Origin of the sequence: Microbispora catharanthi (assembly GCF_006334915.2) — a bacterium.
Classification (GTDB): domain Bacteria; phylum Actinomycetota; class Actinomycetes; order Streptosporangiales; family Streptosporangiaceae; genus Microbispora; species Microbispora catharanthi.
Map to the genome: position 1 here is coordinate 41,876 of NZ_VDMA02000019.1, position 26,377 is coordinate 68,252.

Sequence of the window (26,377 nt, forward strand, 5' to 3'; positions counted from 1 at the left end):
CCCCTCTGCATCCTGACCATTTTGTTACCGCTGTTGGAAGAGGAACAGCACCGGATCGCTTTTCCCATGCCCCTACCGGAGAGGCGGGGACGTCCGCAACGACGGCGAGGATCCTTAAGCGCTTAAGTCACCACGTCGGCGAGGTTCCCATGGCGGCGGCCGAGGACCACGGCGACCGTCCGGCGCGCGATCGGCGTCCGGGGACGTACTGAAAGTTTCTCGGTACACGCACGTCATCCAGGACTTGAGCACCGTCCGCTTCAACCCTCGGACGCTTCGGCGGCCGCCGACGGACCCGCACGTCCGGATCGGCTTTTCGCGTGGTGTGACGACGAGGAATCGCTTTCGTTGCTTTCCGTGTCCGGCCCGCCGCGCACCCCCGCAGGGAGACGGCCTTGACTTAAGCCCTTAAGTGACCCACCGTTCTCCCACAGCGCTGCTCTCGACGGCCGTCCGGTTCTCAGTAAGGAGGCTTCGATGCAACTTCGTGTCAAATTCGCGGCAGCCGCAGCAGGAGTGGTGGCTGCAGCAGGCATGTCCGCGATAACCGTCCCCGCCGCGGCCGCCCCCGGAGGGTGCTCGGTGCAGTACAAGGTCGTCAGCGAGTGGCAGGGCGGCTTCCAGGGTGACATCGCGATCACCAGCCTCGGCGGCTCGCTGACCGGCTGGACGTTGGAGTTCGACTTTCCCTCGGCTGCTCAGGGCGTGAGCAACGGCTGGAACGCCGACTGGTCGCAGTCCGGCGCGCACGTCACCGCCAAGAGCCTGAGCTGGAACGGCAACATCCCCTCCAACGGCTCGGTGGCGATCGGCTTCATCGGCAAGTGGAGCGGGAGCAATCCGGTTCCCGGCGCGTTCACCGTCAACGGCGTCACCTGTACCGGCGCGTCCCCCAGCGCCAGCCCCAGCGCAAGCCCCAGCGCAAGCCCCAGCCCCAGCCCGTCTCCGAAATCGAGCCCATCCCCATCCCCGTCCCCGAGCCCCTCCCCGTCTCCCAGCCCCCAGCCCGGCGGGCCGGCTCCGCAGTTGCATGTCTCGGGCAACACGTTGGTGACTTCGGCCGGCAAGCCGTACCGGCTGCTGGGCGTCAACCGCTCCAGCGGTGAGTTCGCCTGCATCCAGGGCCGGGGCATGTGGGACGGCCCGGCGGATCAGGCCTCCGTCGACGCGATGAAGCCGTGGAACATCCACGTGGTACGGGTGCCGTTGAACGAGGAGTGCTGGCTGGGGACCGCCGACGTGCCCTCGGGCGGGACCAGCGGCGCGGCCTATCAGCAGGCGGTCAAGGACTACGTGAAGCTGCTTGTCACCAACGGGATCACTCCGATCGTGGAGATGCACTGGAACTACGGTCAGTACACCGGGGCGGGTGCGGGCTGCTCGGATGTGGCGGCGACCTGCCAGAAGCCCATGCCCGACGCGAAGTACGCGCCGACGTTCTGGACCCAGGTGGCGAACGCCTTCAAGGGCGACAACGCCGTCATCTTCGACCTGTTCAACGAGCCCTACCCGGACGCGGCCAACAACTGGTCGGACGCCACGGCGGCGTGGACCTGCCTGCGTGACGGCGGCACCTGCACCGGAATCGGCTACCAGGTCGCCGGCATGCAGGACCTGGTCGACGCGGTCCGCGCCACCGGGGCGACCAACGTCATCATGACGGCCGGTCTGACCTGGACCAACGACCTTAGCCAGTGGCTGAAGTACAAGCCGCAGGACCCGACCGGCAACCTGATGGCCTCCTGGCACTCCTACAACTTCAACGGGTGCGTGGACACCACCTGCTGGAACAACACGATCGGCGCCGTCGCCGCGCAGGTGCCGGTGGTGGCCGGCGAGATCGGCCAGAACACCTGCGCTCACGACTACATCGACAAGGTCATGAACTGGGCCGACGCGAACGGTGTGGGCTACCTCGCCTGGACCTGGAACGCCTGGGGAATCTGCGACAGCTCGGGCAACGTCCTCATCACCGACGCCAACGGCACTCCCACCAGCACCTTCGGCGAGGGATTCAAGGCCCACCTGGTGGCGCAGAACCCCTACGCGTGATCTCCTGTCCCGGCCACAGGTGATTCACCCGGGCCCAGCCGCCCTTCGGCTGGGCCCGTCGCCGATCCACAGGATGCGGCGGACGCGGACGTCGATGAGGCGCTCGCCCCCTTCAGGATGCGGTCCACCACATCGGCGGCCGAGTAGTCGTCCGGCAGCCCGTCGAGGAAGCCGGTGTCCTGGCCGAGGGTGAGCAGCGGGGGTTCCGGATAACCGTCCGGTCGGTGCTGCCCGAGACCGATCGCGGCGAGCAGCCCGTTGCACAGGCACCGGCGCTCGGTGGTCTCCTCCGCGCGACCGCCCTTGCGGACGTAGGTCTCCACCGGTTCCGCCGGGCAGCGGTAGCCGACCCCGCCGTCCGGCTTCTGATAGGGCGTGCGCAGGTAGCCCAGGTCGCACAGCCGGGACCGCTCCGCGTAGACGCCGGCGTCGGACAGCGTGCCGGGGATGTGGGCCACCTTGAAGGGGAACCCGGCAGGGGAGGCGTGAGGGTCGTTGCGGACCTCAAGTGTGCCGTCGGCGGCGCGGCGCAGCAGCCGCCGCCTGAGCTCGTCGTCCAGGCCGGACTCCCGGCAGAGCGCGAACGCCGACCCGACCTGGATCCCGGCGGCTCCCGTCTCCAGGGCTCTGGCGAGCCCGTCGGGCGTGCCATACCCGCCTGCGAGCCAGAACGGCAGGCCGAGCGCCGCGACCTTGCCGGTGTCCACCTCGTCGCGCGGGCCGTAGACGGGTTCGCCCGCCCCGTCCAGCCGCAACCGGCCGCGCGGCGGCGCGCTGTGGCCGCCCGCCGACGGCGACTCGATCACGAATCCGTCCGGCCTGGTGGCGGCCGAGCGCGCGAGGTAGGCGGCCAGGACGTGCGAGGAGACGATCGCCAGCAGCCGGGGCCGCGCCGGAGGCGCGATCGACGGGCCGAGCAACGCCGCCGGGTCGAGGCCGACCGTGTGCGGCGTCTCGCCGCCGGCCACGGTCACCGAGATCTCCGCCGCGCGGTGCGCCGCGAGATCGTCGAGCAGCCGTGGAATCTCCGCCGGGATGCCGGCGCCCATCAGCACGTAGTCGACCCCGGCGAGCATCGCCCCGTAGACCGCGGCCGGCGTGGCCATCTGGATCTTCTCCAGGTAGTTGACCCCGATCAGGCCGTCGTGCCCCTCCTTGGCGAGCAGGACCTCGGCGAAGTTGGCGACCACGGCCAGTTCGTCCGCGGCCTGGCTACGTCGCAGTCCCAAACGCGGCACCGGCCGGTAAGGCCTGCCGCTGCCGGTCCCGCCGGGAACGAAATAGCGGGCCAGGATCCGCTCGGCCATCTCGGGGACCGGAAAACGGGCCAGCGCCCGGCGCAGATGCCCTCCGGGATCCCCCTGCTGCAGCCGTCGGGCCAGCGTGACGTCAAGCGCCGTGCCCGACACCACACCGAGCTGGCCGGCGCTCGCCACCGCACGTGCCAGCCGCCATCCGGACACCCCCACGCCCATCCCGCCCTGTATCAGGACGGGATGGGCCACCCCTGCGAGCCCGATCCGCGCCACCGGGAAGCCTTCGGTACGGCGATCGGCGTCGGACACCCCGTGTCCGCCCGCGCCGGCCGAAAGCGCCCCCGCCATCCCTCTGCTGAACCTCATCCGTGGCTCCTCTCGCCTACCGTTCGGAGGGTCGTCTCGCGTACGGCGGCCGGCGCGGGCGGCGTGGCCGGCACGAGCCCGCGGCGCGCGCGGTAGACGACGTACGGGCGCCACAGGTAGGCCAGCGGCGCCGACCAGACGTGAACAAGCCGGGTGAAGGGCCACAACGCCAGGAACAGGAAGCCGCCGACGGCGTGCAGCTGATAGACCAGCGGCGCGCCGATCATCAGGTCGCTGCGCGGGGAGAACCAGAACACGCTGCGGAACCAGACGGCGATCGTCTCCCGGTAGTCGTACCCGTGGCCGAGCAGGTTGACGGCGACCGTGGCGGTCATGCCGAGCGCGATCATGGCCGCCAGGGCGGCGTAGAGCACCTTGTCCATCGGGGTGGTCGTGTGCCGGACCCGCCTGTCGGCGAAGCGGCGGGCGATGAGCAGGACCAGCCCGGCGACGAGCATGGCGCCGGTCAGCGTGCCGCCCCAGACCGCGGTCAGGTGGTAGAGGTGCTCGGGGATCCGAAGCGCCGCGGTCACCGAGGCCGGCACCAGCAGCCCCATGGCGTGCCCGCCGATGACCCCGAACGCGCCGAGGTGGAACAGCGGCGACCCCAGGCGGAGGATCCGGCTCTCCAGCAGCTGGCTGGTGTGCGTGGTCCAGCCGAACTGGTCGTGGCGCCACCGCCACACGTGACCGCCGACGAACACCGCCAGGCACAGGTATGGCAGGACGATCCAGACGACGGTGTTCATCGGGCCTCCGTCGATGGGCAGGTGGGGTAGGGGGCGAGGCCGGCGCCGTCGAGCCCGCCCGAGGCCAGGAGGTCCGGGCCGAGGGAGTCCAGGCCGACGGACTCGACGGGCGGGCCGTCGAGGGCCAGTTCCGCCACGGCCTCCCGGTCGGCGTCGGTCAGCTCGGGCAGGACGGCGGTGACGGCGTCGAGGAGCAGGTGGTACGGCGTGCCGAGATCGGCGAGGGCGGCGCGCAGCAGTTCGATGCCGCGCCGGTGCTGGCGCAGCGGCGCCTCCCCTTCGCCGGGGCCGACCGTGGCGGCGAACTCGAGCACGACCGGCAGCAGGTCGGGCAGTTCACCGGCGGCCAGCCGCAGGCCGTGGGCACGATAGCGCCGCTTGAGGATGAGCAGCGCCATCCCCCGCTTGCGGGTGTCGCCGTGCAGGTAGTACGTGAGATAGAGGCCAGACCGGCGGCGCAGGTCGAAGGTCTGCACGTAGTGCCGCTGCACGTCGATCGGTTCGGTGCCGGTCAGCCAGGCGAGGAACTCCTCGGCCTGCCCGCGCAGCCGCGGGTGCTCGATCCGGCCGGCGGCGCCGCGCAGCTCGTCGCGGGCGCCGAGCAGTTCCGCGTCCGGGTAGGTGAGCAGCACCGACGCGAGCTGGAACAGCCGGGCCCGGTCGGCCGCGGTCACCGGGGCGGCGTCGGTCGGCGGCGCGGTCACGACCGCCCCCGCGACGGGTCGACGGACAGGCCGATCCGCCCGTCGGGCCGCCGCGACACGAGCCCCCGCCGGCCGGCGTGCACGTCGTCGTCGCCGCCGACGAGGTGGAAGCGCTCCACGGCGGCCGGGCCCGATCCGCCCACTGCCTGCCCACCCATGCCGGGGCCGCCCTCGCAGTCGAGCGAGCAGCCGCCCGTCGTGGCGGCCTGCGCTTCGAGGGCGGCGGCGTCCTTGCTGTAGGCGGCCGGGATGACGTACCGCTCGTCGTACTTGGCGATCGCGAGCAGCCGGTACATCGACTCGACCTGCTCGGCGGTCATCCCGATGCCGTCCAGGAGGCCCTGTGCGACCGTGCCGTCCAGGGTGCGGGCCCGCATGTACGAACGCATCGCGGCCAGCTTCATCAGGACCCCGGCGGCGGCGTCCGCGTCGCCGGCGGTGAACAGTTCGGCCAGGTACTCCACCGGGATGCGCAGGTCCCGGATGGTGTGGAAGACGTCGTCGGCGTCGGTGTCGTCGCGGCCCGCGGCGCCCGCCGCGTCGAGCACAGGCGACAACGGCGGGACGTACCAGACCATCGGCAGCGTCCGATACTCCGGGTGCAGCGGCAGCGCGATCCGATACTCGCTGATCAGCCGCCACACCGGGGACAGCTTCGCGGCCTCGATCCACTCCCCCGGCATGCCGGCGTCGCGGGCGGCCTGCTGCACCGCCGGGTCGTGCGGGTCGAGGAAGACGCCGCGCTGGGCGTCGAGCAGGTCGCGCTCGTCCGGCACGGACGCGGCGGCGAGGACGGCGTCCTCGTCATAGAAGACGATGCCGAGGTAGCGCAGCCGCCCCACGCACGTCTCGGAGCAGATGGTGGGCTGGCCGGCCTCGATGCGCGGGAAACACAGGGTGCACTTCTCGGCCTTACCTGTGGCGTGGTTGACGTACACCTTCTTGTACGGGCACGCCGACACGCACATCCGCCAGCCCCGGCATTTGTTCTGGTCGACCAGGACGATGCCGTCCTCCTCCCGCTTGTACATCGCGCCGGACGGGCACGCCGACACGCAGGCCGGGTTGAGGCAGTGTTCGCAGATCCGCGGAAGGTGGAACATGAAGGTCTTCTCGAACTCGAACCTGACCTTCGCCGCGGCCTCGGCGGGCATCCGGGTGATGTTGGGGTCGCGGTCGGCCCGCTCGTGCGCGCCGCCGAGGCCGTCCTCCCAGTTCGCTCCCCACTCCACGGCCGTCGGCTCACCCGTCAGCGCGGAGTACGGCCGCTTGACGGGCGTGTCGGAGAGGCCGCCGGGCGCGCTCACCAGGATGTCCTTGTCGAACGTGACCGGCTCGTAGTAGTCGTCGATCGACGGCAGGTCCGGGTTGGCGAAGATGCGTGCCAGCCGCTTCACCCGGCCGCCGGAGCGCAGGGTCAGCCGGCCCTTGCCGTCGAGCCGCCACCCGCCGTGCCAGCGATCCTGATCCTCGTAGTGCTTGGGATAGCCGATGCCGGGTTTGGTCTCGACGTTGTTGAACCACACGTACTCGGTGCCCTCGCGGTTGGTCCAGGTCTGCTTGCAGGTGACGGAGCAGGTGTGACAACCGATGCACTTGTCGAGGTTCATCACCATCGCGACCTGCGCGCGGATCCTCATCAGTACTCCACTTCCTGGGAACGGCGGCGGATCACCGTGATCTCGTCGCGCTGGCTGCCGATCGGCCCGTAGTAGTTGAAGGCGTAGGTGAGCTGGGCGTGTCCGCCCGCGAGGTGGGTGGGCTTGACCAGCAGCCGGGTCATCGAGTTGTGGTAGCCGCCGCGGCGGCCGTTCTTCTCGGCCTTGGGCACGTTCACCGTCCGCTCCGGCGAGTGGTACTGGAACACCGTGCCCTCGGGCATCCGGTGGCTGACGACGGCGCGGGCGACGACGACGCCGTTGCGGTTGTGCGCCTCGATCCACTCGTTGTCCCTGACACCGATCTTCGCGGCGTCCTCGACGCTCATCCAGATCACCGGCCCGCCCCGGGACAGCGCGAGCATCAGTTCGTTGTCGTGATACATCGAGTGGATCGACCACTTGGCGTGCGGGGTCAGGAAGCGGACCGTCACGCCGCCGTCGACGAGCTCGCCGGGCTTGCCGAAGTGGCGGGCCATGTTCAGCGGCGGGCGGAAGGCGGGCAGTTGCTCACCGAGCTCGGCGACCCAGTCGTGCTCGACGAAGAAGTGCTGCCGCCCGGTGAGGGTGTGCCAGGGCTTCGACCGTTCGACGTTGAGGGTGAACGGCGAGTAGCGGCGTCCGCCCTTCTCCGATCCTGACCACTCGGGGCTGGTGAACACCGGCTGCGGCGCGGCCTGGGTGTCCGGGTAGGAGATGTGGTCGGTCTCGTGGCCCTCGATCAGGTCGGCGAACCGCTGCCCGGTGCGCAGTTCCAGGGCGGCGAAGCCGGCGGCCGCCACCCGCCCGTTGGTGGTGCCGGACAGCGCCAGGATCGCCTCGCACATCCGGTCGGCGGTCGCGAGCGACGGGCGTCCGGCGAACGGGCCGTCGGTCACGACGCCGTTCTGGTGGGCGAGGTACTCGATCTCCGGGGCGACGTCGACGGTGATCGCCTTGGTGGTGGTGCCGAGAGTGTCGAGCAGCGGGCCAACCGCGCGCATCTTGGCGCCGATCAGCGTGTAGTCGCGTTCGATCTCGACGAGCTTCGGCATCGTCACGCCGGGTAGGGGCGGGCACTCCCCCGCTTTCCAGTCCCGCACCCGGCCGCCGGGCATGGCGAGCTCGTCGGGTGTGTCGTGCTGCAGCGGCACCGCGAGGACGTCGCGGCGTACGCCGAGGTGGGTGGCCGCGAGCTCGCTGAACCGGTCGGCGAGGGCGAGGAAGGTGTCGTAGTCGGTGTGCGCGTCCGCCGGCGGCTCGACGGCCGGGCTGAAGGCGTGCACGAACGGGTGCATGTCCGTGGTCGAGATGTCGTGCTTCTCATACCAGGTGGCGGCCGGCAGGACCATGTCGGCGTGCAGCCCGGTGTTGGTCATCCGGAAGTCGATCGCGGTGAGCAGGTCCAGCTTCCCGGTCGGCGCCTCGTCGCGCCAGACCACGTCGCGGGGCCGCAGGCCGGGGTCGCACTCCTGCGCGCCGGCGAGGGAGTCCACTCCGAGCAGGTGCCGCATGAAGTACTCGTTGCCCTTGCCCGAGGAGCCCAGCAGGTTGGCCCGCCACAGGGTGAGGCAGCGGGGGAAGTTCGCCGGGTCGTCGGGATCCTCGGCGGCCGCCTTGAGCCGTCCGGCTTCGAGCTCGTCCACGATGTACCGCTGCACGGTGTGACCCGCCTCGGCCGCCTCGTCGGTGAGGTCGAGGGGGTTGCGGTCGAACGCCGGGTGGCCGGGACTCCAGCCCATCCGCTGGGCGGCGGCGATCGTGTCCGCGAACGTCATGCCGGTGAACCGGCCGGTGCCCAGCGGCGAGGACAGCTCGTCGGCGGGCACCCGCTCGTAGCGCCACTGGTCGGTGTGCAGGTACCAGTACGGTGTGGCGGCCTGGTGCCGCATCGGGCGCTGCCAGTCGAAGGCGAAGGACATGTGCTGCTGGCCGGTCAGCGGCCTGGCCTTCTCCTGACCGACGTAGTGCGCCCAGCCACCGCCGTTGACGCCCTGGCAGCCGGTCAGGGTGACGAGCGCGATGAAGGCGCGGTACGTCATGTCGGAGTGGAACCACTGGTTGGCGCCGGCGCCGAGGACGATCAGGGAGCGGCCCCGGCTGCGTTCGGCGTTGCGTGCGAACTCGCGGGCGATCCGGGCGGCGAGCGCGGCGGGAACCCCGGTGATCTGCTCCTGCCAGGCGGGGGTGTCGGGCTCGCCGGCGTCGTCGTACCCGGTCGGCCAGCTGCCCGGCAGGTCGCCGCGGCGCACACCGTACTGCGCCATGAGCAGGTCGAACACGGTCGTGACGAGGTGGCCGCCCATCCGCGTGACCGGTACGCCCCGGAGCATCGTGGCGCCGCCTTCGGTGTTGCCGACGTCGAACCGGGCCAGCTCGACCTCGACGGCGTCGCCGGTGAGCCCGAGCAGACCGAGTGCGGGCACGACCTCGCCGAGGTCGAGGTTCCACCGGCCGGCGTCCCGCTCGCCGTAGCGGAACCCGAGCGAGCCGTTCGGCACGACCGGCTCGCCCGTACGCTCGTCGACGAGCACTGTCTTGTGCGCCGCGTCCGGACCGTACTCGTCCTGGTCGTCGTCCTCGCCGCCGCCGAGGTCCTGTGCGGTGAGGAAGCGGTCGGGCGTCCAGGCGCCGTTGTCACGCCGCCGGAGCGTGACGAGGAACGGCAGGTCGGTGTAACGGCGGACGTAGTCGGTGAAGTAGGGCACCTGACGGTCGCGGAAGAACTCGGTGAGGATGACGTGACCCATGGCCATCGCCAGGGCGCCGTCGGTGCCGGGGTGCGGCGCGAGCCAGTCGTCGGCGAACTTCACGTTGTCGGCGTAGTCGGGGCTCACCGCGACGACCTTGGTGCCCCGGTAGCGGGCCTCCGCGAGGAAGTGCGCGTCCGGGGTCCGGGTCACCGGAATGTTGGAGCCCCACATCATCAGGTAGGTGGAGTTCCACCAGTCGCCCGCCTCGGGCACGTCGGTCTGGTCACCCCAAATCTGCGGGGACGCGACCGGCAGGTCGGCGTACCAGTCGTAGAAGCTCAGCAGGGTGCCGCCCAGCAGCGCGTGATATCGGGTGCCTGCGGCGAACGACGCCATCGACATCGCCGGGATCGGGGAGAACCCCACGACGCGGTCCGGCCCGTACGTCTTCGTCGTGTAGACGTGGGCGGCGGCCGTCATGGTGATCGCCTCGTCCCATGAGGCGCGCACGAAGCCGCCGCGGCCCCGCTGGCTCTTGTACGCGCGTGCCTTCATCGGGTTCTCGACGATGTCGGCCCAGGCGAGCACCGGGTCGCCGAGGCGCCTCAGCGACGCGCGGAACATCTCGGCCAGCACCCCGCGCACGTACGGGTGCCGCACACGGGACGGCGAGTATTCGTACCAGGAGAACGACGCGCCGCGCGGGCAGCCGCGCGGCTCGTAGTCCGGCGCGTCCGGACCCGTCGTCGGGTAGTCCGTGGCCTGGTGCTCCCACGTGATGAGGTCGTCTTTGACGAACACGTTCCAGGAGCACGAGCCGGTGCAGTTGACGCCGTGCGTCGACCGGACCACCCGGTCGTAACGCCACCGGTCGCGGTAGAACGTCTCCCAGGTGTTCGGGTCGATCTGGTGCAGGGTCCGGCCACCGTCACCGACCGTTTCCTTCGTCAGGAAACGACGCGCGGCCAGCAGCGGCGCCGCACCGGGCACCGAGTCCGTGGCGGGAGAACCGGCGGCGTCCTGGGGCGGGCGTGGTGACACGGCGGTGCACTCCTTCGATGGAAGCAGATCGATGCGACGCGCGGCGCGCCGCGTATGCCAGGTTCCTCCGACGCGGGGTGGCACGGCAGGTGCCGGCCGTCCCGGTCGGACGGGACTTAAGTCCCGCGATGACCTGTGGGCTCGGCGGCAGCCGTTTCGGGAACGAGGAGACGCGACCCGACGGCACGGCGGGCCGTCCGGGCGACGGCGGTGGTGTCCAGCAGCAGGGCGGCCAGCGCGACCAGGGCCAGCAGCGCCAACCCCAGGGCGTAGGTGCCGTACCGGCCGTAGATGAAGCCCATCAGCAGTGGCGGCACGAAACCGCCGAGGCCGCCCGCTGCGCCCACGATCCCGGTGACCGAGCCGACCTTGTTCGCCGGTGCGAGCAGCGCCACCAGGGCGAACGTCGCGCCGCTGCCGGCGCCGAGCGCGGCGGCCATGGACAGGAACGCGACCGTGCCGAGGGGCGCAAGCGCGGGTGTGAACGCCTGGACCGCGGCGCCGGCCACGACGACGAGCAGCGAACCGGCGAGCACCCTGGCCGGTGCGATCCGGTCGGACAGCCATCCGCCGACCGGGCGCATCAGCACCGCCAGCAGCACGAACCCGGCCATCCGATCGGAGGCGTCGGCCTGAGCCAATCCGTACGCGGTCTTGAGGTAGGCCGGCAGATAGACCGAGAACGCCACATATCCGCCAAACGCCACCGCGTACAGCGCCGAGGCCTGCCAGGTCACCCGCAGCCGCAGCGTGGCCGCGAGCCGGTGCGCCAGCGACTCCGCCGGCACCACCCGGTCCGGCGCGTCCCGCAGCAGCAGGACCGCCACCACCGCGTACGCGACGAGCACGGCGGCGGTGACCGCGAACGGGGTCGCGGTGCCGCCCGCGTCGGCCAGCTTGACCGTGGTCAACGCGCTGATCGCGGTGCCGCCCATGCCCGCGCCGAACACGCCCACGGCCAGGCCGCGCCGCGTGGGCGGGAACCAGGCGTTGACGAACGGCACGCCGATCGCGAAGGCCGTGCCGCCGACGCCGAGGAAGAAGCCTCCGGCCAGCAGTCCTGCCAGCGATGTCTGCCCCGCCAGCCCCAGGTAGAGCACCGGAACGACGGTGGCCAGCGACACCAGCGGGAACATGACGCGGCCGCCGTACCGGTCCGTCAGCGCACCGACCGGGATGCGGCCGAGCGACCCGACCACCACCGGCACCGCCACCACCAGCGCCTGCTGGAAGGGGCTCAGGTGCAGGGCCTCCTTGAACTTCGGCGCCAGCGGGCTGAGCAGCGCCCAGGCCCAGAAGTTGATCGCGAAGCCGACCGTGGCCAAGGTCAGCATCAGCGCCGGACGCCCGCCGGCCGCTCGGGCGTCCGGCTGTACGGCCGGCGCGTCCCCCGCACTCATGGTTGCCTCCACTGTGTATCCGCTCCGGACGCGGCGATCGAAAGCGTCACCGCTGAGCTCACACAGCGTCTCCGGCCGGTAGATCAGTGAGACAGGGACCTTGGACCTCTCTGCGAGGGCCCCGCGTCACCCCTCACCTCCGCCGACCGGTCACGAGGATCGGGGTCGCGGCCGCTGACCCGGCCCGAACGGTCACTCACCGGCTGCCGGCCAAACGAAGATCAGGCCGACGGCGGTCCGCTGAGCGAACCGGAATGTCGATCCGCCGGTCGATCTGAATGAAGATGTGACGGCGGTAAGCAGGCCGGGGTCAGTACCAGACATTGGTGAGGGAAGCCCGATGCATCGTCGATCTCGCATTTCAGCGTTCGCCGCTGGTCGTTCCGTGACACACAGGTTTCTGATCGTTCTCCTGTCGCTTTCCCTTTTCGCCACAGCATGTCTGGACGAGGATTTCGGGGGAGGCTCGAACGCCGCGGAAACCGAGAAGGGGCAGGTTCAGCAGCCGAAGACGTCCAAGAAACCCAAGGGCCCGGTCTGCCCCGCTCCGGGGCCCATCACGAGGTCCCAACTCCCCGATTTCCCATCGGCGGACGGGGTCAGTGTGATCACTCAGAACCCCTGCGTCAGCATCGCGGGCCTGGCCGAGGATGCCCTCGGTTTCATCCCCGAAGGGCGCTCCCAGGAGTTCAAGGAGTTCCGTGGCGGGCTCGAGCGGTTCATCACCAGGGTGAACGCGGTCAACGACGCGGCGGAGTGCGCCTATGAGACCGACCACTTGGCGATCGGGGTGTATCACCACGACAACACCCCATGGTCGATCGGCATGGTCGCCGTCGTCCGCGGGGACCTGGACGCGCTGGTCGACAGCGGAGTCTGCTGGCTGCTGAGAAGGCTGCCGTTCGAGGTCACCACAGGGCTCGCACCTGACGAGATCCGTCCCGATTTCTGCGCCGACGCCGTCATCAGGAGAAGCAACGGCTATCGCTTCACGATCCTGTGGATCGGCTCGTCGAATTTCATGTGCGGGAGCCTCGCCACCCTGTACAGGGGCACCACGTGAGGAGGCCGAACCTCTACGAAACGCACCCCCGGAATCCGCATATCTGTTTCGTGCGTTCGGGTGCCCTGACGGTCGAGACCATCGACTCCACTGCCTGCGAGTACCGCGTGGTCCGGCCGGCCCGGGCCCTGCAGCACGCGATGCTGTACGAGGGCCGGCTCGGCGCGGAGCTCAGCGTGGACAAGCGAGCAGCCGTGGTGCTCCCGATGGCTTGGGGGGTTGGCCGCCCGCTCCCCGCACAGCTTGATCTACCTGCCGCTGCGCACTGCCCGCCCGGCCGGCTCGGCCGACCAGGAACGGCTGCGCCGCCCTCCCCCGGCGGGCAGCGCCGCGATGCCGGCTAGCCCCGCAGGCACGGTCGGCGTCGAGGGGGACGACGGGTTATGCCGGGATGACGTAGGGGAAGGCGCTGCTGCGCTGGCCGCCGGCCACGCTCTGCGTGAGGCCCGAGGGCACGGCCGTCCCGGTGACGAGGGACATCATGACCTCGGGCGCGTTGTCGGCCATCGTCCGCCCGTTGCGCGCCGCGAAGCTGAACGTCGCGGGCGTGCCGACCACGTATGGCAGAACGTCGGGGAACAACTCGCGGGCCACGATCTCGCCGTAGCCGCGAGGGTCGTCAGAGGTGCCTGCGGCCCCGGCGACGGCGGCGACCAGGCCGGCGATGTGCCCGCCGTCGGCGGCGAAGTCCTGTGACGGATGGCGGGTGTTGGCGGGGTTGGAGAAGTCGGTGTCGCCGGGCCAGAAGATCGGCCACATCATCGGGTACCCGGCGCGGTTGACCTGCCGCCAGCCGCCGGCGTCGGTGGCGAGCTTGGTGGCGCACCACACCCCCACCCGGGCACCGGGCCGCAGCCGCGCGTCCGTGTGCGGGACCTCCAGCACGATCGACTCCACCGTCGTGCCGGCGAAGCTGTTCCGCGCGGCCTCAGGCCGCCACTTCGACAGGTCGGCCGCGATCCCCTTCGCCACTGCGCCGTTGACGATGGCCAGCAGCGACAGGTCGATGTAGAACGAGTCGACGGCCCGACCGGCCCAGACCCGCACGCCGCCCCCGGCGGCCGGCTGCCCGGTCCGGCCCTCCAGCACCAGGTCCCCGGCCGCCGAGTCCTCCCGCGCGTCGGGACCGGTCAGCGCATGCAGTCGCAGCGCCTGCTGTCCGTCCGGGCCGGGCTCGCCGAACGAGAGCCGGTAGGTCAGGTCCTCGAACGCGGCGCCGTCGAAATGCACCTTGAACTCATAACGAGCCTCCGGGTGGAAGCCCGGCTGCGCGTAGACGCCAGTGATATCGGAGTTGACGTCCATGACGAACACCGTGCTGCCCTCTCCCGGGAACACGTACAGGTCGTCGATGAACAGCTGGCCGTTCTGCGCCGCCAGCGGCGTATCGAGATGGTGAGACACGAAACGTCCTTCCGGTCACGTTGTGGTTGTCCTGCAGGCTGAAGCGGGCCTGGGCCGGCGCGTTCAGTCGGCCGGCAGCGCGGGGCTGAGCAGGTCTTCCAGCTCGACCCGCCGGTAGAACTCGCGCCGCACGAGGTCGCCGACCCGGTTGACGGTTTCGGCGCCGTCGTCGGCCGGGTCGATGTGCACCCGGAACGGTCGCCGGCCCTTGGGTGTGTCGACCACCCGGACGATGGCCCGCGCCACCTCGGCCGGATCGGCGTCGGCGGGGGCCAGGTCGGCGAGTTTCCCGGCGACCTGGTCCATCAGGCCGCCGTAGAGGCCCTCGTAGGCTTCCGCCACTTCCGGGCTGGCCGGGTGGCCGGCGTTCGCGAAGTGGTTCGTGCCGGTGGTGAACGAGCCGGGGACGATGATGACGGTGTCGATCCCGAACCGGGCGAGCTCGGCCGCATAGGAGACGGCGAGGGAGTCCTCGGCCGCCTTGGCCGCGAAGTACGGGCCGAGGTATGGCGGAGTGCCGCCCCTGGTGCTGCTGGAACCGACCCAGACCACCAGCCCGTCCCCCTGGCTGCGCAGGTGGGGCAGCACTGCCCGGTTGAGCCGCTGCGTGGAGACGGCGTTCGTGTCGTAGACGCCGGCCAGCTGCTCGGGCGTGAACGCCTCGAGTGGCCCGAGGACCATGTGCCCCGCGTTGTGCACGACGACGTCGACCCGGCCGTGCTCGGCGATGACGGCGGCGACGGCGGCATCGACGGAGTCCTGGCTGGATACGTCCATCTCGATGGGACGCAGGTCCACCGAGTGGGTCTCCGAGTATTCGGATGCGTCGCGGGCCGCGGCGGTGTTGCGGCCGGCGATGTCGCGCATGCCGGCGTACACGACATGCCCGGCGTCAGCGAGGCCTCGGACGGTCATGGCGCCGAAGCCGCTGGACGCCCCGGTGACGATCACGATCTTCTTGGACGGCATTCGTCTGCTCCTTCGGTTGGGTGCGGGTGTTACTGCGTTGGGGTGACCGGCTCAGACGACACCGCCGTTGGCGTAGAGCACCTGGCCGTTGACCCAGCGGGCCGGCCCGGCCAGGAACGCCACGACCTCGGCGATATCGGCGGGGACACCGAGACGTTCCAGGGGCGCCATCGCGGCCAGGCGGCCGATCGCCTCCTGGTCCTTTCCGTCGAGGAACAACGGAGTGGCAGTCGGTCCCGGGGCCACCGCGTTGACGGTGATGTCCCGGCCGCGCAACTCCTTGGCCAGGATGAGGGTCAACGCGTCCACCGCGCCTTTGCTGGCGGCGTACGCCGCGTAGGTGGGCAGGGCTATCTTGACCATCGAGGTGGAGAAGTTGACGATCGCACCGCCGGACCGTACCCGGCGTGCCGCCTCCCGGCTGACGACGAAGGTGCCTCGGATGTTGATGCGGTGCATGCGGTCAAGCACCGCCAGGTCCAGTTCGGCGACCGGCGAGAGCAGCATGATGCCGGCTGTGTTGACCACGACGTCGACACCGCCGAAGGCCGACTCGGCCGCCTCGAACAGCGCCGCGACGTCGTTCTCGTCTCCGACATCGGCTCGCACACAGATCGCGCGGCCGCCACGACCGGTGATCGTCTCGGCCAGCAGCTCGGCCTCGGCCGGCCGTCCGGCGTAGTTGATCACGACGGCACATCCGTCGTCGGCGAGACGCTGACAGATCGCCTGGCCTATGCCGCCGGAACCTCCGGTCACCACCGCCACCCGGTCACGTGCCGGGCGCACTTCCTGCTGATCGGTCATGGCTTGCCTTTCTCTGTCGCCGCGGTGCGGGACGAATATCGTTCGGTTCCCGGCGACCGAGTGCCGCGTTCGGTCCCTCGAGACGCGTTCATCGTGTTCCGAGCGGGCCCGAGCCCTCTTCCGCCAGACGACCGGTCCGGCCACGGGTCCGGGGAACGACAGCAGGCATCGTGTTGCGAGCGGGCCCGAGCCTTCTTCCGTCAGATGACCGGTCGGGTCCCTGATCCGGGAACCGACAGCAGGACAGCGAAACGATGTTCTGCCTCGCCCGGCGGCCCAGGCCGGCCGCGAATGTGCAGCGTCCGGCCTGACTTACGGCGGGTCGACGACGCCCGAAATCCCGTTCTCACGCGGCGACGAGCCGGCCGACAGGTCGTGTGACAGAAGACCGCACGGCCACGGCAGGCCCACGATGGCCAACGCCTTCCAGGCAACGCGAACGAAAGGACTGACCCATGCCCGACAACGCTCTGAGGGGGAAGACCATCCTGGTCACGGGTGGTGCGAAGAACCTCGGTGGCTCGATTTCACGTGACCTCGCCGCCGCCGGGGCCGGCGTGGCCGTCCACTATCACAGCCGCTCCGACAAAGGCCTCGCCGAGGACACGGTGGCCGCCTGCATCGCGGCGGGAGGTGACGCTTTCGCGATCGAAGCCGATCTGACCTCGGTAGCAGAGATCCGCCGGGTGCTCGACTCGGTGATCGGCCGCTACGGCTCGCTCTACGCCACCGTGAACACGGCGGGGCTTGCGAAGGGCCACTCGATGACCGAGGTCACCGAAGACGAGTACGACGCTCACTTCGCCATCAACGCCAAGGCCGCGTTCTTCGTCATGGCCGAGACCGCCAAGCGGATAGACGATGGCGGCAAGATCCTCAACTTCGTGTCATCCCTGCTGGCCGCCTACACCGGCCGGTACTCCGTGTACGCCGGCAGCAAGGCCCCGGTGGAGCACTTCACGCGGGCATTGTCCAAGGAGCTGGCCGGCCGCCGAGTCTCGGTCAACAACCTGGCTCCCGGCCCCATGGACACGTCGTTCTTCTGGGACGCGGCGGCGCCCGGCGAGGATGCCTTCTCCAAGGCTCAGACGCCCTATGGCGAGCTCACGAAGGTCGAGGACGTCGTTCCGTGGGTCCGGTTCCTACTGACCGACGGATGGTGGCTCAACGGCCAGACCGTCTTCCTCAACGGCGGTTTCGCCACCCGTTAGCGCTTGACGTGGCACGCGGGGCCGCCGGGGGCCGGCCCCGCGCCGCCCGGATGGGGGCGCGGCTAGTCGCCGCCGAGATCGGCCAAGCGCAACTGGCCGCGGGATGTGATGCCGAGCTTCGGGAAGATCCGGTGGAGGTGATAGCCGACGGTCCGGTGAGACAGGAAGAGTCGCATCCCGATCTCACGGTTGGTCATCCCGCTTGCCGCCAGTTTGGCTATCTGCAATTCCTGCGGGGTGAGTCCGTCCAGGGTGTCAGGCGCCGGCCGGGCAACCGCTTCGCCCGCTGCCCGAAGCTCGACGCGCGCGTCCTCGCCGAACGCCCTGATGCCCAGCGCGTCGAAGCTCTCCATGGCCGCCCGCAGCGGAGGGCGGGCCTCGATGAGGCGGCGCCGGCGCCTCAGCCACCGGCCGTAGGCCAGCAGGAGCCGTGCCCTGTGGAACGGCCAGCTCGACAGCTGGGTCTTGAGGGCCCGCTGGTAGAGAGGCTCGGCTTTGTCGTCGGGGGCGACAAGAGGGTGGGCATAGGCGGCCATGGCCTTCAGGTAGGGCGCGCTCGTCTTCTCGGCCAAGGCGTCGAGCTGTGCGAAGTAGCGTTCCGCTTCATCGTCATGGCCGGCGCGAGCCGCCGCCTCGATCAGGTCCGCGATCCCCAGGTAGCCCACGAATGGGTGATAGGCGATGTCGGACGGGTCCAGGACCCGAGCCAGCTGCTCGAACGCATCGCTGTGCAGGTTGTTGACCATGGCATATCGTCCCCGGGCAAACTGGGCGAAGCCGAGAATGGACTGAGCGCCCACCGACAGCAGCTCCGCCTCAGTCGCCCGGATGAGCTCGTTCGCGGTTTCATAGTCCCCGCGCTCGCTGGCCAGCGTGGCCGTGGCCAGGTCGGCGACCAGCGCCCAGCGGGGCCGACCGGCGTCGCGGGACAACCGGCTGGCTTCGTCCGCCGCGGTCGCCGCCAGCCGGTGCTTGCCAAGGTGTATCGCCGCCCACGCCTGGGACGCCAGGGCTTCACCGAGCAGTCCGAGGCGACCTTGCAGGCGAAGGCCGTCGACGGCCGCGCACAGGAACGGCCAGGACAGGTCGAAGGCCCATATGGCGGTCATCGAGGCTCCCAGCGCGTGCTGCTCGGCAGGGTCGTCCACCGTCTCCGGCACGATCTCGGCCATCGTGCCGACGACCCACGCCGCTTCTTCCACCGGGTCCGCGCAGGCGGCAATGGAGAGGACCATGGGGTCGCTGTCGCTTCTCTGGAGGCGCTGCGCCGTCTTGACGACAAGGTCACGCGTCTCCTGGGCCGGGTTGCCGTACCAGCAGCCTATGGACAGGGGCCACAATGCCCTGAGCGCGAGCGCGGCGCCGTCGCTCTCGGCGCCGGCCAGCTGGTCTGCCACGTCGGCGAAGGCCCGTACCCGCTCCGGACTGAACCAACTCTCCTCGTTGAGGGCCTCCATCCACAGCGTGAGGCGAAGCCGTTCTCCTTCCTCGAGCTTCGCGGATTTCGCCTCTGCCAGCTGCCGGCGCGCGACCGCGGCGTCGCCGAGGTCGAAGTTGATCTCCGCGGAACGCAGCAGGAGGCGACCCCGGTTCGTGTTCGAGTCGCTCAGCAGCGCTGCCCGTCGCAGTGCCTCGGCTGCGGCACGCGGAGCTCCCCGGTCGAGTGCCATGAGGGCGGCTGCTTCGAGGTCGAGCGCCACGTCGTCGTCTGGACCGGGGCTGGCCGCCGCCCTGTGCCATGCCCGGCGTTCCTGGTGGTTTTCCAGCGCCCTCGCCAGCGCCGCGTGCGCGGCCAGTCGTCTCGACGGGGTGGCCGCCTGGTAGATGGCGGAACGGACGAGGGAATGCCGGAAGCGCACTTCATGCCCGTCCAGTTCGATCAGCCCAGCCATGACGGCAGGTTCCAGGGAGCCGACCGAGGGGGCCGTCCCGTCAAGGAACTCTGCGGCCCTGAGAATCTCGGCGAGGTCGCCTTCGTCGTCAGCCGCGGCGATCAGCAGAATGGTCCTGGCCGATTCCGGCAGCCCCGAGGCACGGGAGAGGAACGTGCGCTCCAAGCGGCGAGTGGTCGGTAGCCACGGCATCAGCGTCCGCGAGATGCCCCTGTCCTCGCTGAGCGCTGCCACGAGCTCGACCAAGGCCAGCGGATTGCCGGCAGCCTCGGCCAGAAGGCGGCCGCGAACGGCGTGGTCGAGGTCAGGCGCGCGCGCATCGAGAAGTGCCGTCGCCGCGTCGTCGTCCAGCCCCGCGAGCGGCAGCTCGGGCAGGCCCGCGTCGTCCAGCACGGTGTCATGCCCTTCACTCACCGCGAGCACCATGACCGCCCGCTCCGTGTCCAGCCGTCTGGCGATGAAGGCGAGGACCTCACTGCTCGGCCTGTCGACCCACTGGGCGTCGTCGATCATCACGATGACAGGCGACTCTTCGGCCAGGCCGCTTATCAGCTCCAGTGATGCCAGTCCGACCGAGAACATCTCCGGTGCGACGCCCTCGGCCATCCCGAATGCCGCCAGCAGCGCCTGCCGCTGACGGGCCATCAGGGATGAGGCACGGTCGAGGACCGGCCGCAGCAGCTGATGCAGCCCGGCGAAGGGAATCGACGCCTCCGACTGCACGCCGACCGCCGACAGAGCGCGCCAGCCCTGCTCGACCGCCGCGTCCCGAGCCTCGCCAAGCAGGGCGGTTTTCCCGATGCCGGCCTCTCCCCGCAGCACCAGGGCACCACCTGCCCCAGCCAGACCGCGGGAAGTGAGATCGGACAACAGCTGCAGCTCAACGTCGCGCCCGTAGAGCATGGCCCCTTCCACCCCAGCTTTCCTCGACCACCTGAACGCAGAACACCGCGAACATCAGGCAGGTGACGTGGCCGTGGCACCGAGCCGTCACGTCGCCGACGCTACCGACGGCGGGGGCCCGGCGGCATAGGTCAAGTGACCATCGGACGGCTGCCTGCCCTGGCGACCCGGCGGACGGCTCAGCCGGGCCGGCACCGGGAACGCCCAGGTCAGCCGCTAGCCTTCGCTGTGTGGGACTCATCGGACGCAGCGAGGAGACCAGCCGGCTACATGACCTGATCGACGCGGTACGCGAGGGCGGCGCGGCGCTGTTACTTCGCGGTGAGCCCGGCATCGGCAAGACGGCCCTGCTCGCGGAGGCTGCCGCGACCGCGCGCGCGTCCGGCCTGCGCGTACTGAACACGGCGGGCGTGGAATCCGAGGCCCACCTGCCCTATGGCGGGCTGCACCAGCTCCTGTGGCCGGTGCGCGACCGGTTCGGCGTGCTGCCGGCCCGGCAGCGGGAAGCTCTGCGGGCGGCGCTCGGCATGACCGATGCGACCGCGCCCGAGGGCTACCTCGTCGCCCTCGCCGTCCTGAACCTGCTCGCCGAGGTGGCCGAGGCCTGCCCGGTCCTGATCCTCGTCGAGGACGCGCACTGGCTTGACCCGTCGACCGCGGACGTGCTGGCGTTCCTCGGCCGGCGGCTGGAGTCCGAGCCGATCCTGCTGCTTGCCTCGGTCCGCGCCGGCATCCCCGCCCGGCTGGACGAGGCGGAGCTGCCGGACATGGTCATCCCGCCGCTCTCCGCGAAGGACGCCGCCGCGCTGCTCGACGCCACCGCGGCGGACCTGCCCGGCGCGGTGCGTCGACGGCTGCTCGCCGAAGCCGCGGGGAACCCCCTGGCGCTGATCGAGCTGGCCGCCGCAGTGGACGGCACGGACGGCGCCGCCATCCTCACGAGCCCGTGGCTGCCGCTCACCGCCAGACTGGAGAGAGCGTTCATGCAGCGGTTCGCCGCGCTCCCGGCAGCCACGCGGGCGGTCCTGGAGGTCGCCGCGATCAACGACAGCCCGGACCTCGCGGAGACGCTGACAGCCGCCCATGCCCTCACGGGGCTGCCCGTCACCGTCGCCGACCTCAGGCCGGCTGTCGATGCCCGCCTCGTCGGTCCCGATGAGAGCCGGCTGACGTTCCACCATCCGCTCGTCCGCTCCGCCATCCACAACCTGGCCAGTGCGGACCGGCGCCGTGACGCGCACCGCGCTCTGGCCGGAGTGCTGGCCGACCAGCCCGACCGGAGAACGTGGCACCTGGCGGCTGCGAGCGACCGGCCGGATGAGGACATCGCGACCGCCCTTGAGGCGGTCGCGGTCCGGGCGCAGCGCCGGGGCAGTGGTGCCACGGTCGTCGCCGCCCTCGAGCAGGCCGCGCGGATGAGCCCGGATCCGGACCAGCGGGCCGACCGGCTCCTGCGGGCCGCGGACGGCGCGGTCGAGCTCGGCCGCCCGGAAATCGTCGGCCGGCTCCTCGACGAGGCGGCGAAGCTCGACCTGTCGGGCCAGCGGCGCGCCCGCCTGGTCTGGATCAGGGCCGCGTTCGACGACGGCCTGCGTGACCGGGCCACGGACGCCACAGCGCTCGCGGACCTCGCCCAATCCGTCGCAGCCGACGGGGACACCGACCTCGCGGTCCGCATCCTCTGGAGCGCCGCGCTGCGATGCTTCTGGACCGAGCCCGGCATGGCGGCCAGGGACCGGATCGTCGACGTGGCCGAACGACTCCCGCTCGACCCGCTGGACGCCCGGCTGCTCGCCATCCTCGGTTACGCGGCCCCAATCGCCCGCGGCGCGGTCGTCATCGAGCGCTCGGAGCGACTGCTCGCGCAAGCCGTCCTCGACCCGCAGGCCGTTCGGCTCGTGGGCAGCGTCGCGGTGCTCGTCGGCACCTTCGACGTCGCGATCGCGCAGTCCGCCGCGTCGCTGGCCGGCCTCCGGGATCAAGGCCGCCTGCAGCTCCTGGCCCGCGCACTCGCGGCGCAGTCATGGGCGGCAGCGCAGCTGGCCGACCTCACTGTGGCCCTACCCGCCGCCGAAGAGGCGAGCAGGCTTGCCGGCGAGACCGGCCAGCCGTTCCTACGCGGCCTCATCCTCGCCACGCAGGCGAAGATCGCCGCCTTGCGCGGCCACTTCGACCAGGCCCGCGAGCTGGCAGCCGAGGCAGAGAAGCTCGGCACGCCGGTCAGCGCGCGAAACGTGCTCGCCACAGCACAGCACGCACGCGCCCTCGCGGCGCTGGGCGAGGGCGACTACCCTCAGGCGCTCGCCCGGCTCCTGCGCATGCACGACATGACCGATCCCTCCCATCAGCTGGCCCTGAGCTGCCACACAGTCGCCGACATCGCCGACGCGGCCAGCCGCAGCGAGCGTCCCGGCGACGCGGCCGGTGTGCTCGCCCAAATGGAAGCAGCCGCGAAAACCACGACATCGCCGTCCCTGCACGACGGCCTGCGCCTGGCCAGGGCCCTCCTGGCGGGCCAGGACGAGGCAGAGAGCCTCTTCCACGCCGCTCTCGCCGCAGACCTGACGCGGCGGCCGTTCATGCGGGCACGCACGGAGCTCGCCTACGGCGAATGGCTCCGCAGGCAGCGCCGCGCCACGGACTCGAGGCAGCACCTCCGCGCGGCTCGGGACGCATTCGACGCGCTCGGGACGTCACCGTGGGGCGAGCGGGCCCGCGGTGAGCTCCGCGCCGCCGGCGAGCGCAGCAGCGAACGGCAGGCCGCCACCAGCGACATCCTCACCGCACAGGAGTTCCAGATCGCGCAGATGGCCGCCGAGGGTCTCACCAACAGGGAGATCGGCAAGCGTCTCTACATCTCGCACAGGACGGTTGGCGCCCACCTAGCCAAGATCTACGCCAAGCTGGGCACCACGTCCCGCGTCCAGCTGCACACCGCACTCGAATAACACCGTCCCCGCCAGGTGCCACGACATGAATCAGATGCATGACCAGAGGTGGCCGGCGCGCCCGGGGACGACCGGCGGGCTTGTGGCCTGCGTCAGGGGGTGACGGGCGTCCGCGGCCGCAGCGACACGCCAATCTGCGCGAACCACTGGCGCAGGCCTGGCACCTGCGCGGGATCGGCCGCGACCCGGGCCGCGTACTCCTCGACGTCGACCTCCTTGCCCGTCGCGTCGCGCAAGGTGGCGGGGCCGGTCCACGACAGCGTCCACCGGGCCCTGCCGCTACCGATCAGCACGCCCTCGACGGCGCGGGCGAGGACCTTGGCCACAAGGTCCGGCGACGGCCGCCACCCGAGGCGGACGAGCTCCTCGTGGAGGGCGGCGGCCTGGCCGCGGGCCAGCGCCTCCAGGGCGGCGTCCAGGGACGGCTCCGGCCCGCCCGCGACCCGCTGGCCCGCGGCCGACAGGTCCCGCAGCGCCTCGTCGTTGACGCCCGCGTACATGCCCTGGGCGACCATCTCCTCCCAGGGCAGCGGGCGCAGCCTAAGCGCCTCCTCCGTCCAGAAGGTCTGCTCCACAGCGCGCGTGGCGACGGCGGGGTCCCGCAGGAGCGCCAGCGCGGGGCGCGGGTCGCGGGCGTGCGGGACGTCCTGCAGGACGGCGAGCGCGGCCAGCCGCTCCGGCAGGCTCGGGTGGGAGTCGTACGGCCCGGCCTCCTCGCCGCCTCCGTCCGCCTGGGCGATCTTCATCCGATGCGCGTCGGCGAGGGCGTGGAAGCCGCCGAACAGGTCGGCTGGACGACTGCCCGCCATGCCCGTCATGCCGACGTACCGCTCCATGAACAGATCCCAGACGTCCGCCGTGCCGTGCACCTTGCGCAGGGCGGTCCCGGCGGCCTCACGGCTCGCGACGGCGGCCGCGAATCGGTCGGCCTCCAGCTCCTGCCGGCGGGAGACGGCCTGGGAGACCCGCAGGAACAGCCTGGCGTACAAGGAGAAGAGCTTCTGGATGAAGGCGTGGTTCCGCAGGGAGGCGACCGCCGCCAGCACGGCGATCCTGCCGCGATACACCGGCGCGCCCAGCCGCGTGTGCGCACCGCTGTAGTGGCCGAGCTCGTGTCCCAGCACCGCGCGCATCTCGTCCACCGAGAGCGTCATCAGCAAGGGCAGACCGATGTACATGATGCGCCGGCCCGCCCGCAGCCCCAGCCAGCTCGTGTCCTCCCGCACCGCCGCGTTCACCTCGGCGACCAGCCGGATCTCGTCCGGCGGGCGGGTCCCCACCCGTGCGGCCAACTCCTCGACCGTCTGCCAGAGCACCGGCTCGTCCCCGCGGCCGACCGCGACGCCCGGCTCCTCCTGGCGCCCGCGGCGGTTGACCAGGATGAGGCCGCGCAGCAGCGCCAGGGCGGCCAGGGTGAGCACGATCGCGATCTTCGCCGAGCCTGCGGTGACGTGCCGCAGGACGGCGGCGTCGACGAGCACCGTGGCCCCGAACACGGCGGCGACCAGCACATAGAAGCCCGCCAGCAGGGCGAATGCGATTGTCGCGCGGAAGGCGGTGACCATGTCATAACTCCGGTGGCGGTGAGGACGAGAGGCCGAAATTAACGAATCTTGTCGGATTTGTCATCCGGAGCGCGAAAGACAGTGGGGCCCGCGCACCTGCCGGTGTACGGCAGATCCTCACGTCCACAGCCGACCTCACGGCCTGAGGTTCCTTACGGCATCACCCGGCGCGGGTGGAGTCCATGATCCAGTTGGTCTCCCAGGTCTGGCCGCCGTCATAGGAGAAGGCCTGCTCCCAGTGGCACGAGTCGGGCGTGATCCCCGACCAGATGAACCGGACGCGGATCGGGCGGCCGTCGTCGGTGTCGTCGGCGTAGAAGGTGCCGACCCCGTCGACGAAGCGGCCGACGACCGGGACCGGGTCCAGACCGCGCCTGCTGTTGACCCAGTAGATGGACCACTCGTCCCGCTCGGCGTCGTACGTCCGGACCGTCGCGCCGTCGAAGTCCTTGGTGGGCAGCGTGAGCGTGTCGAAGCTGCCCGCGCCGTCGAAGAAGCCGTACGCGACGCAGCGGCCGGGGAACTCCTCCCACTCGTCGCTGCCGACACCCCGCTTCAGCAGCCTCCGGTTGGCCACGTCCCACTCGCCGACGAGGAAGTCGAAGTCCTTCACCGTCCCGCCCCTTCCTGCCGGGTGCCGGCCAGGTGGTCGCGGCGGTCCGGGGATTCGCCCCTCGGCAGGAATGCCCGCCCGGGCCGGTCGTCGTGATGCCGGTCGTCGACCGCGATCGGGTCGAGCGGCCGCGTGATCTTCTGGATGAACGTCATGCCCGGGACAGTACGGCCCGTCCACTGACACGTATCGTCAGTGGATGTTGTCGCCCCGCCCTTGTGGACAGTGAGCACGCGTGCGCTGAAGAAAGCCCGGCGTTCCACGGCGGTGCTGGTGGCACCCATTCGCCACATGCGGGCTGGACCACCGGCGGCGCTCCAGCGCGAAGGCGCGGTAAGGAGGCGACGTAGGCTCCGCGTCAGGCTGGAGCGAGGACGCAGAACTCGTTGCCCTCAGGGTCGGCGAGGACGATCCACGACACATCGCCCTGGCCGACGTCGGCGAGCGTCGCGCCGAGGGTCCGCAGCCGGGCGACCTCCGCCGCTTGATCGTCACCGCGGTACGGCATCAGGTCGAGATGGACGCGGTTCCACACGGTCTTCACGCCGGGCGTTGTGCGGAGGAACTCCAGATATGGCCCGACACCCTTGGCCGAACGCAGCACCGCGTGATCGTCGGTCACCTCGTGCAGGGTCCAGTCCATCGCCTCGCCCCAGAACCGGGCCATGGCCCGCGGGTCCGCGCAGTCGACCACCACCCGGGCGATCGGCCCGGTGTCCCGGTAGATCTCCCGAGGCTCCAGCACGCAGAACACGTTGCCCTCCGGGTCGGCCAGAACCGTCCACGGGACATCGCCCTGGCCCACATCGGCGGGCGTCGCACCGAGCTCCTTCAGGCGCGCGACCAACTCCGCCTGATGGGCCGCGGAGGTGGTGGCGAGATCGAGGTGCACGCGATACTTCACCGTCTCAGGGTCCGGGACGGCGACGACACAGACGCAGACGGCGACGGAATCGGGCCAGACGAATCCCATCGGCCCGACGCCTGTCACAGTGGGTCCCTCGCTGAAAACACCCCAGCCGAGCGCCTCCGCCCAGAACCGGCCGAGCGCCGAGTTATCCCGAGCCTTGAAATTCAGCAGACCAAGCCGCAGCGCCATGCCGC

The 26,377-nt window shown here is 70.8% G+C and carries 18 protein-coding genes; 4 read left to right on the forward strand and 14 right to left on the reverse strand.

The features are described 5' to 3' along the window. Positions 1-519: 519 nt before the first annotated feature. The gene (locus tag FH610_RS30305) at positions 520-2,052 is read left to right on the forward strand and encodes a cellulase family glycosylhydrolase (protein WP_205826188.1); all 1,533 of its coding nucleotides are present in this window, start codon (positions 520-522) and stop codon (positions 2,050-2,052) included. On the opposite strand, the gene FH610_RS30310 is transcribed toward FH610_RS30305, so the two are convergent. From FH610_RS30310 to FH610_RS30335, 6 genes are all read right to left on the reverse strand, one after another. Further along, positions 2,043-3,674: a nitronate monooxygenase gene (locus FH610_RS30310; RefSeq protein WP_240809284.1), complete on the reverse strand. Its 1,632-nt coding sequence runs from the start codon at positions 3,672-3,674 to the stop codon at positions 2,043-2,045. The two genes, FH610_RS30305 and FH610_RS30310, sit on opposite strands and share 10 nt — an antisense overlap. Continuing rightward, positions 3,671-4,423, reverse strand: a complete 753-nt coding sequence (narI, locus tag FH610_RS30315) for a respiratory nitrate reductase subunit gamma (RefSeq protein WP_139578443.1) — start codon at positions 4,421-4,423, stop codon at positions 3,671-3,673. The genes FH610_RS30310 and narI overlap by 4 nt, the downstream gene beginning before the upstream one ends. After that, entirely contained in the window at positions 4,420-5,127 is a 708-nt protein-coding gene (gene narJ / locus FH610_RS30320) for a nitrate reductase molybdenum cofactor assembly chaperone (protein WP_240809285.1), read from the reverse strand. The genes narI and narJ overlap by 4 nt, the downstream gene beginning before the upstream one ends. After that, the gene (gene narH / locus FH610_RS30325) at positions 5,124-6,767 is read right to left on the reverse strand and encodes a nitrate reductase subunit beta (RefSeq protein ID WP_139578444.1); all 1,644 of its coding nucleotides are present in this window, start codon (positions 6,765-6,767) and stop codon (positions 5,124-5,126) included. Before narH ends, narJ begins: the two co-directional genes overlap by 4 nt. After that, the gene (locus FH610_RS30330) at positions 6,767-10,498 is read right to left on the reverse strand and encodes a nitrate reductase subunit alpha (RefSeq protein ID WP_240809286.1); all 3,732 of its coding nucleotides are present in this window, start codon (positions 10,496-10,498) and stop codon (positions 6,767-6,769) included. Before FH610_RS30330 ends, narH begins: the two co-directional genes overlap by 1 nt. Before the next feature lie 116 nt (positions 10,499-10,614). Then, positions 10,615-11,898: an MFS transporter gene (locus FH610_RS30335; RefSeq protein ID WP_205826189.1), complete on the reverse strand. Its 1,284-nt coding sequence runs from the start codon at positions 11,896-11,898 to the stop codon at positions 10,615-10,617. A gap of 604 nt (positions 11,899-12,502) precedes the next feature. On the opposite strand from FH610_RS30335, the gene FH610_RS30340 reads away from it, so the two are divergent. Further along, a complete protein-coding gene (locus tag FH610_RS30340) occupies positions 12,503-12,961 on the forward strand; it encodes a hypothetical protein (protein ID WP_139578445.1) in 459 nt (152 codons plus the stop codon). A 381-nt stretch (positions 12,962-13,342) separates the two neighbouring features. Here FH610_RS30340 and FH610_RS30345 read toward each other — a convergent pair whose 3' ends face one another. From FH610_RS30345 to FH610_RS30355, 3 genes are all read right to left on the reverse strand, one after another. Continuing rightward, the gene (locus FH610_RS30345; protein ID WP_139578446.1) at positions 13,343-14,365 is read right to left on the reverse strand and encodes a DUF4331 family protein; all 1,023 of its coding nucleotides are present in this window, start codon (positions 14,363-14,365) and stop codon (positions 13,343-13,345) included. Between the two features lie 63 nt (positions 14,366-14,428). After that, positions 14,429-15,334: an SDR family oxidoreductase gene (locus FH610_RS30350; protein ID WP_139578447.1), complete on the reverse strand. Its 906-nt coding sequence runs from the start codon at positions 15,332-15,334 to the stop codon at positions 14,429-14,431. Positions 15,335-15,385: 51 nt separating this feature from the next. Further along, entirely contained in the window at positions 15,386-16,141 is a 756-nt protein-coding gene (locus tag FH610_RS30355; protein WP_139578448.1) for an SDR family oxidoreductase, read from the reverse strand. A gap of 455 nt (positions 16,142-16,596) precedes the next feature. On the opposite strand from FH610_RS30355, the gene FH610_RS30360 reads away from it, so the two are divergent. Further along, positions 16,597-17,352: an SDR family oxidoreductase gene (locus tag FH610_RS30360; protein ID WP_139578449.1), complete on the forward strand. Its 756-nt coding sequence runs from the start codon at positions 16,597-16,599 to the stop codon at positions 17,350-17,352. Positions 17,353-17,414: 62 nt separating this feature from the next. Here FH610_RS30360 and FH610_RS30365 read toward each other — a convergent pair whose 3' ends face one another. Beyond that, on the reverse strand, positions 17,415-20,147 hold the full coding sequence (locus FH610_RS30365) for a helix-turn-helix transcriptional regulator (RefSeq protein ID WP_139578450.1): 2,733 nt from the start codon (positions 20,145-20,147) through the stop codon (positions 17,415-17,417). Between the two features lie 230 nt (positions 20,148-20,377). On the opposite strand from FH610_RS30365, the gene FH610_RS30370 reads away from it, so the two are divergent. After that, positions 20,378-23,095 (forward strand): AAA family ATPase, encoded by a 2,718-nt coding sequence (locus FH610_RS30370; RefSeq protein ID WP_139578451.1) that lies wholly within the window; start codon positions 20,378-20,380, stop codon positions 23,093-23,095. A gap of 92 nt (positions 23,096-23,187) precedes the next feature. On the opposite strand, the gene FH610_RS30375 is transcribed toward FH610_RS30370, so the two are convergent. The 4 genes from FH610_RS30375 to FH610_RS30385 form a co-directional block, all read right to left on the reverse strand. After that, entirely contained in the window at positions 23,188-24,660 is a 1,473-nt protein-coding gene (locus FH610_RS30375; RefSeq protein WP_139578452.1) for a M48 family metallopeptidase, read from the reverse strand. A 160-nt stretch (positions 24,661-24,820) separates the two neighbouring features. Continuing rightward, positions 24,821-25,273 (reverse strand): hypothetical protein, encoded by a 453-nt coding sequence (locus tag FH610_RS30380; protein ID WP_139578453.1) that lies wholly within the window; start codon positions 25,271-25,273, stop codon positions 24,821-24,823. Further along, complete coding sequence (locus FH610_RS43000) at positions 25,270-25,428, reverse strand: hypothetical protein (RefSeq protein WP_161628111.1); 159 nt, start codon at positions 25,426-25,428, stop codon at positions 25,270-25,272. Before FH610_RS43000 ends, FH610_RS30380 begins: the two co-directional genes overlap by 4 nt. A 203-nt stretch (positions 25,429-25,631) precedes the next feature. Beyond that, positions 25,632-26,372 carry a VOC family protein gene (locus FH610_RS30385; RefSeq protein WP_139578454.1) on the reverse strand — a complete coding sequence of 247 codons (741 nt, stop codon included), beginning with the start codon at positions 26,370-26,372 and terminating at the stop codon, positions 25,632-25,634. Positions 26,373-26,377 lie beyond the last annotated feature (5 nt).

Bases quoted from the DNA above. Each gene is read 5' to 3' on its own strand.
- FH610_RS30375 (WP_139578452.1), bottom strand. From the start codon at position 24,660: ATGGTCACCGCCTTCCGCGCGACAATCGCATTCGCCCTGCTGGCGGGC.
- FH610_RS30335 (WP_205826189.1), bottom strand. From the start codon at position 11,898: ATGAGTGCGGGGGACGCGCCGGCCGTACAGCCGGACGCCCGAGCGGCC.
- narI (WP_139578443.1), bottom strand. From the start codon at position 4,423: ATGAACACCGTCGTCTGGATCGTCCTGCCATACCTGTGCCTGGCGGTG.
- FH610_RS30355 (WP_139578448.1), bottom strand. From the start codon at position 16,141: ATGACCGATCAGCAGGAAGTGCGCCCGGCACGTGACCGGGTGGCGGTG.
- FH610_RS30350 (WP_139578447.1), bottom strand. From the start codon at position 15,334: ATGCCGTCCAAGAAGATCGTGATCGTCACCGGGGCGTCCAGCGGCTTC.
- FH610_RS43000 (WP_161628111.1), bottom strand. From the start codon at position 25,428: ATGACGTTCATCCAGAAGATCACGCGGCCGCTCGACCCGATCGCGGTC.
- narH (WP_139578444.1), bottom strand. From the start codon at position 6,767: ATGAGGATCCGCGCGCAGGTCGCGATGGTGATGAACCTCGACAAGTGC.
- FH610_RS30360 (WP_139578449.1), top strand. From the start codon at position 16,597: ATGCCCGACAACGCTCTGAGGGGGAAGACCATCCTGGTCACGGGTGGT.
- FH610_RS30365 (WP_139578450.1), bottom strand. From the start codon at position 20,147: ATGCTCTACGGGCGCGACGTTGAGCTGCAGCTGTTGTCCGATCTCACT.
- FH610_RS30385 (WP_139578454.1), bottom strand. From the start codon at position 26,372: ATGGCGCTGCGGCTTGGTCTGCTGAATTTCAAGGCTCGGGATAACTCG.
- FH610_RS30310 (WP_240809284.1), bottom strand. From the start codon at position 3,674: ATGAGGTTCAGCAGAGGGATGGCGGGGGCGCTTTCGGCCGGCGCGGGC.